This window comes from Rhodomicrobium sp. Az07 (assembly GCF_018619475.1).
Lineage (GTDB): Bacteria > Pseudomonadota > Alphaproteobacteria > Rhizobiales > Rhodomicrobiaceae > Rhodomicrobium.
The window spans coordinates 41,618-57,540 of the sequence record NZ_JAHFZG010000013.1 but is presented as its reverse complement, the minus strand read 5'-3'; the positions used below and the strand labels follow the sequence as shown (position 1 = coordinate 57,540).

13 protein-coding genes and 1 pseudogene are annotated in these 15,923 nt (G+C 62.8%); 9 read left to right on the top strand and 5 right to left on the bottom strand.

Going from position 1 to position 15,923, the window contains the following annotated elements; genetic code table 11:
* The first annotated feature begins 109 nt into the window (after positions 1–109).
* From odhB to KKP04_RS10810, 4 genes are all read left to right on the top strand, one after another.
* Positions 110–1,390 (top strand): 2-oxoglutarate dehydrogenase complex dihydrolipoyllysine-residue succinyltransferase, encoded by a 1,281-nt coding sequence (gene odhB / locus KKP04_RS10825; protein WP_215030799.1) that lies wholly within the window; start codon positions 110–112, stop codon positions 1,388–1,390.
* Positions 1,391–1,505: 115 nt separating this feature from the next.
* Positions 1,506–2,915: a dihydrolipoyl dehydrogenase gene (gene lpdA, locus KKP04_RS10820; protein WP_215030796.1), complete on the top strand. Its 1,410-nt coding sequence runs from the start codon at positions 1,506–1,508 to the stop codon at positions 2,913–2,915.
* 362 nt (positions 2,916–3,277) lie between these two features.
* The gene (locus tag KKP04_RS10815; protein ID WP_215030793.1) at positions 3,278–3,829 is read left to right on the top strand and encodes a hypothetical protein; all 552 of its coding nucleotides are present in this window, start codon (positions 3,278–3,280) and stop codon (positions 3,827–3,829) included.
* Between the two features lie 53 nt (positions 3,830–3,882).
* A complete protein-coding gene (locus KKP04_RS10810) occupies positions 3,883–4,800 on the top strand; it encodes an ROK family protein (RefSeq protein WP_215030790.1) in 918 nt (305 codons plus the stop codon).
* A gap of 326 nt (positions 4,801–5,126) precedes the next feature.
* On the opposite strand, the pseudogene KKP04_RS10805 reads toward KKP04_RS10810, so the two are convergent.
* Together KKP04_RS10805 and KKP04_RS10800 are read right to left on the bottom strand one after the other, a co-directional pair.
* A pseudogene (locus KKP04_RS10805) lies at positions 5,127–5,443 on the bottom strand (hypothetical protein); the annotation flags it as partial.
* 430 nt (positions 5,444–5,873) lie between these two features.
* A complete protein-coding gene (locus tag KKP04_RS10800; RefSeq protein WP_215030787.1) occupies positions 5,874–6,932 on the bottom strand; it encodes a murein L,D-transpeptidase family protein in 1,059 nt (352 codons plus the stop codon).
* A gap of 1,303 nt (positions 6,933–8,235) precedes the next feature.
* On the opposite strand from KKP04_RS10800, the gene KKP04_RS15760 reads away from it, so the two are divergent.
* Entirely contained in the window at positions 8,236–8,811 is a 576-nt protein-coding gene (locus tag KKP04_RS15760; RefSeq protein ID WP_215030784.1) for a response regulator, read from the top strand.
* Between the two features lie 51 nt (positions 8,812–8,862).
* Here KKP04_RS15760 and KKP04_RS10790 read toward each other — a convergent pair whose 3' ends face one another.
* Complete coding sequence (locus tag KKP04_RS10790) at positions 8,863–9,264, bottom strand: YchJ family protein (protein WP_215030781.1); 402 nt, start codon at positions 9,262–9,264, stop codon at positions 8,863–8,865.
* 172 nt (positions 9,265–9,436) lie between these two features.
* Here KKP04_RS10790 and arfB point away from each other — a divergent pair, with 172 nt between their 5' ends.
* The gene (arfB, locus tag KKP04_RS10785; protein ID WP_215030778.1) at positions 9,437–9,862 is read left to right on the top strand and encodes an alternative ribosome rescue aminoacyl-tRNA hydrolase ArfB; all 426 of its coding nucleotides are present in this window, start codon (positions 9,437–9,439) and stop codon (positions 9,860–9,862) included.
* A gap of 50 nt (positions 9,863–9,912) precedes the next feature.
* On the opposite strand, the gene KKP04_RS10780 is transcribed toward arfB, so the two are convergent.
* Positions 9,913–11,277: a TrpB-like pyridoxal phosphate-dependent enzyme gene (locus KKP04_RS10780; RefSeq protein WP_215030775.1), complete on the bottom strand. Its 1,365-nt coding sequence runs from the start codon at positions 11,275–11,277 to the stop codon at positions 9,913–9,915.
* 296 nt (positions 11,278–11,573) lie between these two features.
* Here KKP04_RS10780 and KKP04_RS10775 point away from each other — a divergent pair, with 296 nt between their 5' ends.
* The 3 genes from KKP04_RS10775 (at position 11,574) to KKP04_RS10765 (ending at position 13,793) form a co-directional block, all read left to right on the top strand.
* Positions 11,574–12,293, top strand: coding sequence for a TerB family tellurite resistance protein (locus KKP04_RS10775; protein ID WP_215030772.1), 720 nt, complete (start codon positions 11,574–11,576; stop codon positions 12,291–12,293).
* Between the two features lie 48 nt (positions 12,294–12,341).
* Complete coding sequence (locus KKP04_RS10770) at positions 12,342–13,133, top strand: N-acetylmuramoyl-L-alanine amidase (protein WP_215030769.1); 792 nt, start codon at positions 12,342–12,344, stop codon at positions 13,131–13,133.
* A gap of 174 nt (positions 13,134–13,307) precedes the next feature.
* Positions 13,308–13,793 carry a CreA family protein gene (locus KKP04_RS10765; RefSeq protein ID WP_215030766.1) on the top strand — a complete coding sequence of 162 codons (486 nt, stop codon included), beginning with the start codon at positions 13,308–13,310 and terminating at the stop codon, positions 13,791–13,793.
* A gap of 189 nt (positions 13,794–13,982) precedes the next feature.
* On the opposite strand, the gene KKP04_RS10760 is transcribed toward KKP04_RS10765, so the two are convergent.
* The gene (locus tag KKP04_RS10760; protein WP_215030763.1) at positions 13,983–15,896 is read right to left on the bottom strand and encodes a hypothetical protein; all 1,914 of its coding nucleotides are present in this window, start codon (positions 15,894–15,896) and stop codon (positions 13,983–13,985) included.
* Positions 15,897–15,923 lie beyond the last annotated feature (27 nt).

Here is a 15,923-nt window from a genome sequence, read left to right as displayed (position 1 = left end):
GCTCTCCAGTGGAGGGGCGGTCGCGGTCTGGTTTTCAGGGGGCTTCCGGGCGCGATACAGCTCGGTGCGGCAAATGCGCCTCGGCATGAGGCTGTTGAAGGATTTATGCATGACCACGGAAATCGTCGTTCCCACGCTTGGCGAATCAGTCACAGAAGCGACCGTCGGCCGATGGTTCAAGAAGCCGGGCGATGCCGTGAAGGCGGACGAGGCTCTCGCGGAGCTTGAAACAGACAAGGTCACGCTCGAAGTGAATGCCCCGGCTGCGGGCGTGATCGCCGAAATCCTCGTCAAGGAAGGCGAAACCGTGGGCGTCGGCGCGCTGCTCGGCACGATCGCGGAAGGCGCCGCCGCCGCCGCGAGCGGCGCTCCGAAACCCGCCGAGAAGCCCGCAGCCGCTCCGGTCGCGGCTCAGGCGACCACGCCCAGCCCCGTTCAGGCCGCTTCGCCCCGCTCGCCGAATGTTGATGTGCTCGCGCCGTCCGTCCGCCGCATCGCCGAGGAAACCGGCGTCAATCCGGCCACTATTCCGGGCACGGGCAAGGACGGCCGCGTGACGAAGGGCGATATGCTGTCCGTCATTGAGGGCGGTGCCGCCTCCTCGCCTGCGCCCGCCGCGCCGAGTTCCTTCTTCGAGAAGGTCGCAGCGCCCGCGCCCGCGCCACGTCCCGCAGCGCCGCGCACGATTGAGGCGCGCGAGGAACGTGTGCGCATGACGAAGCTTCGCCAGACCATCGCGCGCCGCCTCAAGGAAGCGCAGAACAACGCCGCCATGCTCACCACCTTCAACGAGGTGGACATGTCGACGATCATGGATCTGCGCAACCGCTACAAGACGATCTTCGAGAAGAAGCACGGCGTTAAGCTCGGCTTCATGGGCTTCTTCGTAAAGGCGTGTCTTCACGCGCTCCACGACGTTCCGAGCGTCAACGCGGAGATCGACGGCGACGACATCATCTACAAGAACTTCTACCACATCGGCATTGCGGTCGGCACGGATCGCGGCCTCGTCGTGCCCGTCGTGCGCGACGCGGATCAGAAGTCCATCGCCGACATCGAAAAGGAAATCGCGGGCTTCGGCGTGAAGGCGCGCGACGGCAAACTCAGCCTTGAAGAAATGCAGGGCGGCACGTTCACCATCTCGAACGGCGGCGTCTACGGCTCGCTGATGTCGACGCCGATCCTGAACGCGCCGCAGTCGGGCATTCTCGGCATGCACAAGATTCAGGAGCGGCCTGTCGTCGTGAACGGCAAGATCGAGATCCGGCCGATGATGTATCTCGCGCTGTCCTACGATCACCGCCTCGTCGACGGCAAGGATGCCGTGACGTTCCTCGTGCATGTGAAGGACGCGCTGGAAGATCCGCAGCGTCTCATTCTCGACCTGTAGAGAGCGCGGATCGCCTTCGGCGCGCGCTTTTCCGCGCGGCGCGGCGAGGAGGCGCAGGTAATCGACGACACACATTTACGGGCGACGCACGCCCGGCTGACCCATGGAGACACTCATGGCTGATGCGTACGAGCTTATCGTAATCGGAAGCGGCCCCGGCGGTTATGTCTGCGCGATCCGCGCCGCGCAACTCGGGCTCAAGACAGCGATCGTGGAAAAGAACCCGACCTTCGGCGGCACCTGCCTGAATGTCGGCTGTATCCCGTCGAAGGCGCTGCTCCACGCATCCGAGCTTTACGAGGAGGCAGGCCACGGTTTCGCGGGGATGGGCATCAAGGTGAAGCCGCAACTCGATCTCGCGGCGATGATGAAATACAAGGCCGAGGGCATCGAGGGGAACGTCAAGGGCGTCGAATATCTCCTGAAGAAGAACAAGATCGACACCTGGCGCGGCACGGGGCGCGTCGCGGGTGCGGGCAAGGTTTCGGTCACGGCCGCTGACGGCGCGGTGGAAACGCTCAAGACGAAGGCCATCGTCATCGCCACCGGCTCCGACATCGTGCGGCTGCCGGGCATCGAGATCGACGAGAAGCGCGTCGTTTCCTCCACCGGCGCGCTCGACCTCAACGCCGTTCCCGAGCATCTCGTCGTCATCGGCGGCGGCGTGATCGGCCTCGAACTCGGCTCCGTCTGGCGCAGGCTCGGCGCGAAGGTGACGGTTGTGGAATTCCTCGACCGCATCCTGCCCGGCATGGACAATGACGTGGTGAAGAGCTTCCAGCGCATCCTCGAAAAGCAGGGGATGGCCTTCCGCGTCAGCCAGAAGGTGACGGGCGTCAAGGCGAACGGCAAAGGCCCGCTCAAGGTTGCGGTTGCGCCGGCTTCGGGCGATGGCGTTGCGGAAGAGTTCGAGGCGAGCCATGTGCTCGTTGCCGTCGGCCGCGTGCCCTACACCGAGGGGCTCGGCCTCGAAGAGGCGGGCGTCGCCATCGACAACAAGCGCCGCATCGTTGTCGACGACCATTTCCAGACAAACGTGCCCGGCATCTATGCCATCGGCGACGTGATCCGTGGGCCGATGCTTGCGCACAAGGCGGAAGATGAGGGCGTTGCCGTCGCCGAGAACCTCGCGGGCAAGGCTGGCCACGTGAATTACGGCGTCATTCCCGGCGTGATCTACACCTATCCCGAGGTCGCAAGTGTCGGGAAGACGGAAGAGAGCCTGAAGGCTGAGGGCGTCGATTATACGGTCGGCAAGTTCCCGTTCACCGCGAACGGCCGTGCCAAGGTGAACCGGCAGACCGAAGGCTTCGTGAAGATCCTCGCGGATGCGAAGACGGACCGCGTGCTCGGCGTGCATATCCTCGGGCCGGACGCGGGCAACATGATCGCCGAAGCGGCGGTGCTGATGGAGTTCGGCGGCTCGGCGGAAGACCTCGCGCGCACCTGCCACGCGCATCCAACGCTGCCCGAAGCCGTGAAGGAAGCCGCGCTCGCTGTCGGCAAGCGCGCGATCCACATCTGATGCGAACGCCTCCGACGCCCGCGCGCGGGCACGGAGGCAACAGCATGTGGAAGCAGCCGTCCTGTTTCGCTCCGTCTGCGTTTCCCCAAGCGCGGCGTCGGCAGTCCGATCAGCCTTCGGCCAGACACGCGCGTTAGATTGACGCTGCTGAAAAGCGGTTGAGCGAAGATGCTTGCGGTCGCGCGTCACCTTTTGATCGTCTTTTCGCTTTTATGTGCGGTTGACGGTGCCGGTTGCGCGTGGCGTCTGTTTCGAAAGTGTGAGAGTGCAAGTTGCGGGAGCGGCGCCGGGCGCCCTGGTTCAAGGTATCGACCTGTTTGCAAATTCCAGCCGCGTTTCGCGCGGACGGATCGAGGGGACGGATGAAATTTCGCTTTGCGTTCTGGCTCGCTTCCGTGGCGGCAATCGCCGGGACGACGCCGATACCACAAGCCGCAATCGCGCAGGGCTTTTTCGGCCAGCCGATGCGTGGCCCGACCAATATCATCGGTCGCAACTATCCCGGCAAGATCACCACGATCGGCGCCGAGAGCATGACCGTCAATCTGCGCGAGGGCGGCCCGCAAACGGTGCTCTTCTCCGACATCTGGCGGATCAGGCGCTCGTTTGCGTCCGATGAGCCGAACGGCTCGTCCATCGTCGATTTCGGCAACAACCGCATGTTCATCGCCGCGCCGCTCGATGCCCTCGTCGGCGAGGTGAGCAAGAAATCGCCCTTGATGAAGCTGACGGCGCCAAACGGCTACACGATCTACCTCGTCGCGAACAAGGTGACCGACATCACGGGCGCCATTCCCGGCCTGCACAACCCGGCGAGCAAGACGGTGATCGGCACCCGCAACGGATCGCAGCAGGTGCTTGAAACGATCGCCGATACGAAAAAGGTCATCGCGGCGGCGAGCGTCGCAAGATAGGCTTCAAGCCGTCCCGCGCGTGGGCGCCGGGGTTTCAGCCGAGGGTGCTTGCCATGTGGCGGGTTGGGGTGGATCTCGGGGGCACGAAGATCGAGGCGCTTGCCTTGTCGCCCGACGGCGATGAGCGCGAGCGCTTGCGGATCGCGACGCCGCGCGGAGACTACGAAGGCACGCTCGACGCGATTGCGGCTCTCGTCGCGCGTTGCATCGATGGCTTGCCGCGGGCGAACATCGCCGGCGTCGGCATCGGCATTCCGGGGAGCCTCTCGCCCGCTACCGGACTGGTCCGCAACGCAAACTCGACATGGCTCAACGGGAAGCCGCTGCATCGCGATCTCCAGGCGCGCCTTTCCTTGCCTTGCGTCGTCGAAAACGACGCGAACTGTTTCGCGCTGTCCGAGGCGGCGGATGGAGCGGGCGCGGGCTATCGCGCCGTTTTCGGCGTGATTATCGGCACGGGCGTCGGCGGCGGGATCGTGATCGAGGGGCGCTCGCATCTGGGGCTGAACGCGCTCGGCGGCGAGTGGGGTCACAACGCGCTCCCCTGGCCCGACACCGACGAATGGCCGGGCGAGCCTTGCTATTGCGGCAAGCGCGGCTGTATCGAGACCTTCCTGAGCGGCCCGGCGCTCCAGCGCCAGTATGCGGCCCTTTCGGGCGAGACCGTCGACGCGAGGATGATCGCGGAGCGAGCCGACGCGGGAGAAGCGGCGGCGGTTGCCGCTCTGGAAACTTATTCGAGAAGAATGGCGAAGGCGCTCGCTTCGGTTGTCAATATTCTGGACCCCGACATCATCGTGTTCGGCGGCGGTGTCTCGAATATCGACAGCGTCATCGCAAGAGCGATGGACCTGTTGCCCGGTTGGGTTTTCTCCGACCGCGTCGCAACATCGCTTGTGAAAAACCGCTGGGGAGATTCCAGCGGCGTCCGTGGCGCTGCCCGATTGATATACTCGGGTAACCCCGTTTAATTCCGGAGTTACCCGAGCACTATTCTGCAAAACGGATCGTTATTACGGATTGGTGCTTACAAACCAAGTATGGGTGATTGATAGCGTGGGGATCCGGCCCCTGCATCACCTGTTCGGATGAAAATCGGCATAGGAGGCTATGTTTGAGCGCTCTGTGGTATTCAGGTTACATATGGAAAAGGTGATTTTTCGGAAGCGCACAGCGTAACCGGGGTCTTTGCACGGGTTGCACTCGAATTTCATGTCACGCTGGACGTGTGAACATGCGCTCCCGCCCCTGGAGCCGGATCCGATCGGTTGACCCGACCTGATCGGTGAATTCGTCTCTAGGTCACCGACTCGTAAGCCCGCAGCCAGATGCGGACTGACGCGAGCTTGACGGATGCGAGGAAATTGTCGTCGCGCTTGTCGTATCGGGTTGCTATAGCGCGGAAAGTTTGAGTTTGTTGAAGAAGCGCTCGACGGCGTTTCTCTGGCGGTAAGGCCAGGCCGAGAAGGCCGGACGCTTCTTCCGGTTCGGCATGAGCTTGATGTTGTCGTCGTAAGCCTTTGAAATCGCGTCGAGAAGTCGGTCCCACACACCCGCCTTGCGCCAGCGGTTGAAGCGGTTCACGCAGGTGGTATGCGGGCCGTACGGGCTGGGATGTCGGCCCGGAGCCGGAACCGATCGAGTCGATCGGTGAATCCGGCTCCATCCGTCAAATCAAACCGTTCCGGCCGGAACGGTTTGCTGCGCGCGGAGCGGTCCTCGCGCCGATTTCGTATCTGTGGCGTGTGAAGGTCGTTTCCTGAGCCCCCGCATAGCTCTTGCATTTCCCGCGCCGCTCGGTTCACGCGATGTCACGGGAGCGGCTTACGAGTGAAACGCTGGCGGACATGAAAAAAGCGCCCGGCCATATTCGGCGAGCGCTCTTTCCGTGCCAGAGATCCGCAATCGCGCGGGGCTCTGGCCCTGTCTGTTTCGATCGGCCTGCGTTAAATCGGACTCGATTTCGACGCAGAGAAGCTGACGACACCGGAAACTTACAGCGTCGTGCCGCGTCAGATTTGCGGCACGATGCTGTAGCCGCCAATCAGCGTTCCGTTCTCTCGGCGCTTGCCTTGATCGTCAGCTTGGCGAAGCGCACATGCGCGCTCGCGTGCTGCCTGCAATGCGGGAACTTCAGCGGGCAAATCTTGCTGCTGATCGCGGCTTTCAGGACATGGTTGCCGCTCGGAGCGCCATCATTGGAAACCTTGTGAAGCGTCGGCATGGTCGGCATGGCCGACGGAGCTTCGGGCCGACCCTGCGGATCGATGGCCACGGGCTTGATGTTGTCAGACGCATTGCTGGCTTCGTCCTGACGCGGAGCTGAACGCGGCTTTTCGAGCGGCTTGCAGCCTGGAAGCTGAACCGCGCGGCGAGCCTTGTCGCCACGGCGGTCGGCGAAATAATAGCGGTTGTCGCAGACATAGGCCATGGGCGGAAGACGGTCGCGGTCGAAAAGGATGTCGGCGCGGCGAAGATCGGACCAGAATTCGTTCAGCTTGCGCGTATCTTCGAGTTCCGGCGCATATTTCGCAAAGCGGAAGGGCAGCGCTAGAACCGGCACATGGGCCTGCCCGCCCCGCAGAGCAGCGCGAACCGCATCGTAAACTTCCTCGACATTCGCATCCTGAATGGCGAAGCAGCCGATCGACGAGCACTTTCCGTGAATGAGGATGCTCGATCCGCTGCGGCCGTTCATCTTGTCGAACGCGTTCGGATAGTTGATGTTCATCGCGCGATGCCAACGGGGGTTTGGACCGATCAGGTCATCCCATTCCACGCGGTACAGACCTTCAGGGGATTGGCGGTCGCCTTCATACATCTTCGGGCCCAGGCCGCCCGCAAACTTGCAGATGCCGTAGGTCTTGAAGAGTTCGTAGCGCGGGCCTTTCTCGACCCAGAGTTCCAGCGTCGAGCTTTGCTTGTAAATCCGGATGAAGACGGGAGAGCCGAGCTTCATGCCTTTGCCTTCGAACTCCGCTGCGAGCGCGTTCTCCTTCTCAACCGCGCCGCGCGCATCGCGGCTTTTAGCGGTGGCGCCTTGAAGGGACGCCAGGCAAAGGGCTATCGCGCTAACCAGCACGCAGACTAAACGATACTGCATCTTCACTCCTTGTAAACTACGCCAGACCAGCGCTCACGCCAGGTGGCGATTCGAAGCTGTCCCAAGTCATGGGAAGAACAGGCTCAAGCTTCATTTCCTGAATCGAAATGTGATCTAAGTATGACCACCACAATATAGATTTATTAAAGCTTTTAATCCAATTTTATTTAAAGATTACATCTACGTTAATTTCGTGAAGCCTAACTTCCGAGTATTGAATTTGCAAGACAATATGTTCAAAGCACGATTCGGTAACCTTTTGGCCTTGCGATTTCTCCCCGGAGAGCGCGCCAAAAGCGTATGCAGCGGCCCACGGATGAGAGGAGCAACACATTGCAATCGCTTGTGAAACTCGATTAATTCGGCGCAGCCCGGAACAAGCCGGGCCGATTCACACCGATTTGCGGCGCCTCGGGTCGCGAGCGATCTGCGCGCTACTTGTAGCGACCGCCACAAAGGGAGCTTACAATTGGCGTTAATCTTCGCACCGGCTCAAAAAGACGCGTCGAGCGTATCAGAATTTGCTCTGTTGTTCGGCGGCGTGCGCGCTTTTTGCGCACTCCCACTCGCGTCGGTTCGTTGAGACGCGGCAGTGCAGGGCGCTTCGAGGGCGCTGCTCCCGTCGACAATTCGCCGATAGCGGCAAATGCGCCGTCGCAAAGTCCGTTTTCTCGGGGTGCTGCAAAAATGGGGCGGTTCGTCGCGGCGAGAGGCAGGGGCGATATGGCATGCGAGGATGCATGGCACGCAAATTGCTTCCAAATCTGTTACGCCGCGCAAGCCGGGATGGTCGGATGGGCGTGTCGTGACCCAAGTTGGAACGGGAAACTCTATCGCCGGTCGCTCAGGGTGCTCCCTTGCCCTGACGCCGGCGCTTTTTTTCGGACAAGAGGGTAACGGGCATTAGTCGATTAAATTTTTCGGCTTCTCCTGCACCGTCATCTCAAGTATGGTCGGCAATTCGATGCTCTGCCGCTTACATTTGTTTCATTGCGACATGCTCTGAAAACGCCGCGACTCAATGTCATCGCTATATCGGCGCAGTTTCGAATCGGATTCGTAGCGGCGCACCAGCGTCGCAACGAGTGCGGGCGGTTCCGCACCGGCCGAGCCGATGCTTGGGATGATTAGCGAGGATCGTTCAATAATGGGCGAAGCTCTTTCCAACGAACTAATAAAAAATATTTATCGCTATGCCTCCTGCATACTGGGGAACCGGCAACTGAGCCACATTGCCGTTGCCGAAGCTCTGGAGGCCCATGCCCGGAACGGGGGATCGTCAAGATTTCGGCTGTACCAATTCGTGAACGAAGCTTCCGCTTCGAGAGCGCCTCAGGCTGACGTGCGCTTCAGTGGAGGCTGCGGTATCGGTGCCGAGTTGCTGAAGCTTCCGTACCAGCGCCGCCAGATCGTCGCGCTTCGCGCGGTCATGGGATTCTCTTTCGTCGACGTGGCCGAAGTGATGGAGATGACGGAAACCGCCGTTCGGCGGCATTACGTTTCTTCGCTTCTGGAATTGCGCCCCAAGCCCGCTGTCCTGATCATCGAGGACGAGGCCATGATCGCGCTCGATCTCCAGAAGATCATCAAGACGCTCGGCCTCTCGGTCGCTGGCATCGCCAAGAATCGCGAGGAAGCTTTGCGGATCGTGGGCTTGTCTCACCCGAAGCTGATCGTCGCGGATTATCGGCTCAGGGATGAGACTGGCATCGATGTGGTGAACGCAATCCGCGAGCAGATCCACGCCGACGTCATCTATATCACCGCTCATCCGGAAGCAGTCACGGAGCAGCTCGGGGCGGCAAGCGAGGTGGTGCTTGCGAAGCCGTTCAACGCGCGCGCGTTGGTTGCCGCCGTCCAGTCGAAGCTTGCGGCGTAAACGGCGCGGCGCCTGGCAGCGGGCGCGAGGTCTTTCTCGCGCCATCTGGGATCACGGCTGCTTTTCGAAGTCGCCGTCGACGTAAAACCAGCGTCCGTCCTCGCGAACGAAGTGGCTTGTCTCGTGGATTTCCCAAGCGCGGCCTTTGGCCTTGTAGCGTGCGGTGAATTCGACATCGGCCGTGTCGGGCCCGGTGACCTCGTGGCGCATCACCTTCAGGCCCAGCCAGCGACGCGCGGACGCCTCGACGTCCAGATCCGTGGGGAGCGTGCTCGCATGCCAGGTTGCGAGCAGATAATCCTGAAGTTTCAGCCCGAACGCGGTGTATCGCGACCGCATCAGCGCTTCGGCGTCGGCTGCCGGTTCGCCATTGTGCAATTTCTGGCAGCACAGCGCGTAGCTTAACAAGCTCCCGCAGGGACATGGGCCGCGATATGTCTTTTCCACCGTCATGCCGGGAATGGTCCTTCCAATTGCGCGCCTCGTTGAATGAGGAACCGCGCGCCGCGAGCAATCCGCCATCGCGCTCGCCCGATAACCCGTATCGAAGGCATTGAGGATAAGCTACAAGCAAGGGCGCCATTTCGGGCGACAAAGCATCACAGACGACGCGGGCGGGATTGGGATGATCGCGATAACGGACAGGATCGACCTCGACGAGGGCGAGATCGCCGTGACGTTCATCCGCGCGAGCGGCCCCGGCGGTCAGAACGTCAACAAGGTTTCGACCGCCGCGCAACTGCGCTTCGATGCACGCCGCTCGCCGAGCCTGCCCGACGCGGTGCGCTTTCGTCTTGAACGCATCGCCGGATCGCGGTTGACGAAGGATGGCGAGATCGTGCTGACGGGCGGCAGCTACCGCACGCAGGAGGCAAACCGGAAGGACGTGGTCGACAGGCTCGTCCGAATGATCCGGCAGGCCGCCATCGAGCGCCCCGTCCGCCGACCGACGCGGCCGACGCTCGGTTCCAAGCAGCGGCGGCTCGCGGGCAAATCGAAGCGGAGCGAAGTCAAGCGCCAGCGGCAAGCCCCCGGCGCCAGCGGCGATTGAGGAAGTGCGCCCGCGGCATGACGTTGATGCCGCGGGCTGTTCTCAAGCGCTTAAGCGGCCACGGCGGGCAGCTTGGAAAGGGCCGTCGCAAGCGCGCCTTCGTCGTAATCCTGATCGATCATCCGGCCTTCGAAGTAGTTGATGTAAGCCCCCATGTCGAAATGGCCGTGACCCGACAGGTTGAACAGGATCGTCTCGGCCTTGCCTTCCGCCTTGCACCGCAGTGCCTCATCGATCGCGCAGCGCACGGCGTGGGTCGACTCCGGCGCGGGCACGATGCCTTCGCAGCGCGCGAACTGCACGCCCGCATCGAAACATGTCCTCTGGTGATAGGCGCGCGCCTCGATCAGCCCCAGCTCGTAGACATGCGAAACCATCGGCGCCATGCCGTGATAACGCAGACCGCCGGAATGGGTCGCGGGCGGCATGAACGTCGAGCCGAGCGTGTGCATTTTCATGAGCGGTGTCAGGTGTGCGGTATCGCCGAAGTCGTAGGCGTATCGGCCGCGCGTCAATGTGGGACAGGTCGTGGGCTCCACGGCGATGATGCGCCGCTTGCGGCCGCCGCGCAGTTGCAGCCCGAGGAACGGGAACGCGATGCCCGCGAAGTTCGAGCCGCCGCCCGTGCAGCCGATCACGATGTCCGGATCGTCCCCCGCCATCTCGAATTGCTTGATGGCCTCCTCGCCGATGATCGTCTGATGCAGCATCACATGGTTCAGCACAGAGCCGAGCGCATATTTCACCGCCGGATCTTTGGCCGCGATCTCCACCGCTTCGGAGATGGCCATGCCGAGCGAGCCTGGGCTGTTCGGGTGTTGCGCGAGCATGGCGCGCCCCGACTCAGTCCGGTCCGACGGCGAGGCGATGCAGCGTGCGCCGTAGGTTTCCATCAGCGCGCGACGATAAGGCTTCTGGTCGAAGGACACGCGGACCTGAAACACGGTCACGTCAATGCCGAACAAGGCGCCCGCGAAGGCGAGCGACGCGCCCCATTGTCCCGCGCCCGTCTCGGTGGAAAGCCGCTGGATGCCCTCTTCCTTGTTATACCAGGCCTGCGGCACGGCCGTGTTCGGCTTGTGCGAACCCGCGGGCGAGACGCCCTCGTTCTTGTAGTAGATCTTGGCGGGGGTGCCGAGCGCCTGTTCGAGGCGGCGCGCGCGGTAGAGCGGCGACGGCCGCCACATGCGATAGACGTCGCGGATCGGCTCGGGAATCTCGATTTCGCGCTCGGTCGAAACTTCCTGAAGGATGAGCGCCATCGGAAACAGCGGCTCAAGATCGGCGGGACCGGCGGGTTGTTTCGTGCCGGGATGCAGCACGAGCGGCAGAGGCACAGGCAGGTCGGCCGTGAGGTTGTACCAGAATTTCGGGATTTGCGTTTCGTCGAGAACGTATTTGAGTTGGTTGCTCATGCGACCCTTCCACTGCTGAAATTTTGGGCAACATACACGAGGAGAGGGGGGCGTAACCGTGGCACTTTGCGGCGGGCTGCTTAATGATGAACGCGCGGACGAGAGCTTTGGCCAGGCGATGTAAATTTGGTGGCGCGTCGAAACCGGCATGCGCACGACAGGAGACCGAAGGTTTGGGATCTTCGAGAAACGCGATAGACTGCAAAAGCGGCTGCGGCGCTATCCCCTTTCTCTTTCAAACCGATTTCGGATAAAGTCGCTGCTGCAACTTTGCCTTGGCGGCTGGATCCGAAACGATGTCAATTTGGGGAAAACTTGCCGGAGCGGCGGCGGGCCTCGCGTTCGGTGGGCCGCTTGGCGCGCTGTTCGGCGGCGTGGCGGGCCATGCGGTCGATCGCACCCTCTCGGATTCGGGACACGACCGGCAGGTGGCTTTCACCATGGGCGTGATCGCGCTCGGGGCGAAGATGGCGAAGGCCGATGGCGTCGTCACGATCAGCGAAATCCGCGCCTTCAAGGAAGTATTCAAGATCCCGCCGGGCGAGGAGCATAACGTCGCCCGCGTCTTCAATCTCGCGAAGCAAGACGTCGCAGGCTTCGAGATGTATGCGCGCCAGCTTGGCCGCCTGCTCCGCAACGACCGGCAATTGCTCGAAGATGTGCTCGACGGCCTGTTCCATATTGCCATCTCCGACGGCCAGCTTCTTCCCGCCGAGGATCAGTTCCTCGCCGACGTGGCGAAGGAATTCGGCTTCACCCACATGGACTACATGGGCGTTCGCGGGCGGCACTTCCGCTGCGAGCTGTACGATCCTTATACAGTCCTGTCGGTGTCGCCGGATATCTCGGACTCGGACCTCAAGGCGAAGTATCGTAAGCTCGTTGCGGAAAATCATCCGGACAAGCTGATCGCGCGCGGCGTACCCCCCGAGTTCGTCGAGATCGCCACGAAGAAACTCGCCGCCATCAACGCGGCCTATGACGAGATCAAGCAATCCCGTCATCCCCTTCCATAGAGCGAGACGCGCGACCGGCGAAACAAGGAAGCGTAGCGTATCACCAGCATGACATCCGAAATCCAGACCGCATTTCAGCCGGACTCCGGCCTCGTGTCCCGCATCGTTGCCGCCGAAAATCGCGAGGAGCGGCGCGGCTGCTCCAGCCCGAATATCCTCATCCTGCATTATACAGGCATGGAGAGCGCGGAGGCGGCCATCCGCTGGCTCGCGCTTCGCGAGTCGGGCGTTTCCTGCCATTACGTCGTGGACGAGGCGGGCGCGATCACGCAACTCGTGCCGGAACGCTTGCGCGCCTGGCATGCGGGCCTCTCCATGTGGGAAGGCCGCGACGACGTGAACTCCCGTTCCATCGGCATCGAGATCCACAATCCCGGCCATGGCCTCGGCTATCCCGACTTCACGCGTCCGCAGATGCTGGCCGTCGAGAATCTCTGCCACGACATCGTTTCGCGCAACCGGATCGCGCCGCGTCACGTGCTCGCCCATTCGGACATTGCGCCCGCCCGCAAGGAAGACCCCGGCGAGAAGTTCAACTGGGCGTGGCTGGCGCTCGGCGGCATCGGCCATTGGGTGGAGCCCGCGCCGATTGTGGAGGGCGGCGCGCTCGACACGGGATCGTGCGGCGGCGCCGTGCGCGAGTTGCAGGAGAAGCTCGCGGCCTATGGCTACGGCATCGATGTCACGGGCGATTACGATGACGTGACGCGAACTGTTGTGAGGGCGTTTCAGCGCCATTTCCGGCCCGCGCTGGTGGATGGGCGCGCGGACCTCTCGACGCTGAGGACGCTCGACGCGCTGCTCGAAGCGCTGCCGGTCGCCGACGCTCGGTCTTTCTAGTTGGGGCGCTCGCCCTTTCTCGCCCCAGCCGCGACCGAGCCGAAAGGGAAAGCGGCGTAACGCAGGCGGCATAAGCGGCACTTGAGTGCATCGGAGCCGGACAATCGCACCGCTCCTTTTCATTCCGCCAGAGGCCACCGATATGACATCGATCATGGGCGCGGGAGGTTGGGCATGAAACGAAGTCCGGGCGGGAAACTTCGGGTGTGTTGGATGCTGGCGCTGACGGCGCTCGGCGGCGGCGGCGCGCAGGCCGACGAAATCGGCTGTATCAGCACGACATTCCGACTCATCGGCAAGAACGACAAGGTTTGCGTGAGTGCCTTCGACGACCCGAAGGTGCCCGGCGTGGCCTGCCACATCGCGCAGGCGAAGACAGGCGGCCTCGGTGGGACGATCGGACTTGCGGAAGATCCAAGCCGCTTTTCCATTGCTTGCCGCCAGATCGGACCGATTACGGCAGACCTCGGAAAGCTCGGCGAGAACGAGGAAGTCTATTCGGATCGCACGTCCATATTCTTCAAGAAGACGCACGTCTACCGAACGGTAGACAGGAAGCGGAACACGCTTGTGTATGTGGCGATCAGCGACAAGCTGATCGACGGCTCGCCGCAAAACTCGATTTCCACTGTGCCCGTCATGCCGTGGGCGGCGCGCTGAAAATGCTCCCGCTCCGAAGCTGTCGCGCGCTGATGCATGGGCCAGCGAGCAATAGATAACCGCCTGAACGAAGACCGGACCGAACCAGCAACCAGAGCCTATTGGAGGCGCGACTGCTTCAGCGTCTAGTGGAGCGAATTTGACATTTGTGTCCCGCTGCAAACGGATGCAAATGTCGGAATCGGACCACTAGTTAGTTACAAAGCACGATTTGTCGCCGCCGATGCCTTTAATTCTCTGACACAACTCCATGGCTTCCCGGCGCGTGCCGAGCGGACCCGCGACAGCACGGAACGTAACGCCCTTCGCCCCGAGGTCGGCAATCTTCGCCTGAACCGGCACATCGCCAAGGGCCCGCTTGAACTTGCCGGTCAGGAACGGGATATCGCGCTGGATCGCCTTCTCGTCCGGCGCCGATTTCAACGACACCCAGAAACTACCCGCCGGAGGTGGCGTTGCGTAAGCCGTCGAGGGCGTCAAAGAGGCTGACCGGGTGACGGGGGCGGGAGCCGTTGGCACGGCGCCGGTCCGGAACGGCGCGACCGCCGGCGCCGGAGACGGCACAGCCTGAGTGGCCGGGAAAGACGGCGGTCCGTTGCCGAACGGCGGCGGCAACTCGCCACTGGCCGCGCTGGCTATGCTCGGCGCGGAGGAGCGGTTCGTGTCGACGCGGGTTCCGTCGGGCCGGTAGACCTCGCTTCGCACCACCGTCGGCAGGTCGGGGCTGCGGCCCACGGGAGCAGACATCTGCGGCGCATCGCCGCTGCGCTGGGCTTTCCGCAATGCCTCGTCGATGCGGTCCTCAAGTGAATTCGGCTGACCGCCGCTTGCGGAGGCGGACGCATAATTTTGCGGAGCCGCCGGAGCCGCGAAAGCCGCCTGCACCTGCCCGTCCGGCGTCAGCCGGTCGTAAATCGTCTTTTCGCCGTTGGGGAACTGTTTTCCGCCGGGATTCTCGGGCGCGGCTTTCAGCGGACTATTATCGGCGCGGATGACACCCGCCTCGTCTGCCGGACCGCTCATCGACTTGTAGAGATACGCTCCGCCGCCGCCAATCGTCATTGCGCCGACAAGCGCGGCGGCCACGAAAAGCTTCCGGCTGCGTTTGCGGGCAGGCGCATGAGCCTGTTCGAGTTCATCCTCATCCGCGAAGAAATCCTCGTCCAGTTCGTCGGCGTGAGGGTTATGACGACCGAGGTCGTCCCCATGGCCACCTGCATCGTCGGCCCATCCACCCTGAGAGGGAAAACGTGCGCCGTATTCGTCCTGCGGGGCATAAGCGTTCTGCGCGAAGCCTTGAGGCTGCTGCGGAGCGTAACCGCGATCAACCTGCGCGCCTTGCTGCGGCGCAAATCCACGGTCGACCGGAGCTTTTGGCGGTTGCGCGGCATAGCCGCGATCCGGCTGCGGTGAAAAACCGCGTTCCGGCTGCACACTCCGTGGCGGCAGCGGTGGCTGCGCTTGCGGCTGATCCTCCGGCAAATAGAACCGCGAGGCCTGCCTTTCCTGTGCGGCGAACCCCTGATCGTAGTCGTCGAGCGGCGAGCGCGTCTCACGCTGGTAATAGGCGGCGTCGTCCTCACGCGGGGCAGGCGGCTGCGGCGCGGGCGGCGCCTGACGGACCGGCAGATTCGCGTAAGGATCCTGCTGGCGCTGGACGGGCTGCTCGTAAAGATCGTCCTGATAGACGGGGCCTTTCGCGGGAATAGGCGCCGGTTCGAACTGCGGCGTGTCCCTCATGAAAAGATCGTCGCCGGGATCCCTGCGATAGTCGAGCGGGCCGGGCTCGGGCGCATAGGGCGATGGCGGCGGCACATAGCTGGCCGGATTTTGGTCGGCGAAGCGCGGCGGCTCGTTGCGGGGCGGGAACGGCGGCGGTGCGGGCGGCTGCGGAACCTGGCGAGGCTGCTCGTAAGCGTGGCGGCTGAAATTCGAGAACGCCGGGCGCTGCGGCTCACGGCCGCGCTGCTCGGGATACCCGCCGGAAGCCGGATCGCGCGACGATTGCTCCCATCTTTCGTCGCGTTCCTGAGCGGGGTTTCGCCTCTCCCCCTCGACAGGATTCCGTCCGCGCCGCGATGCCGAATCGTCATTCGTAGACATCGAACGATTGCCCTCCATCTTCGCAAG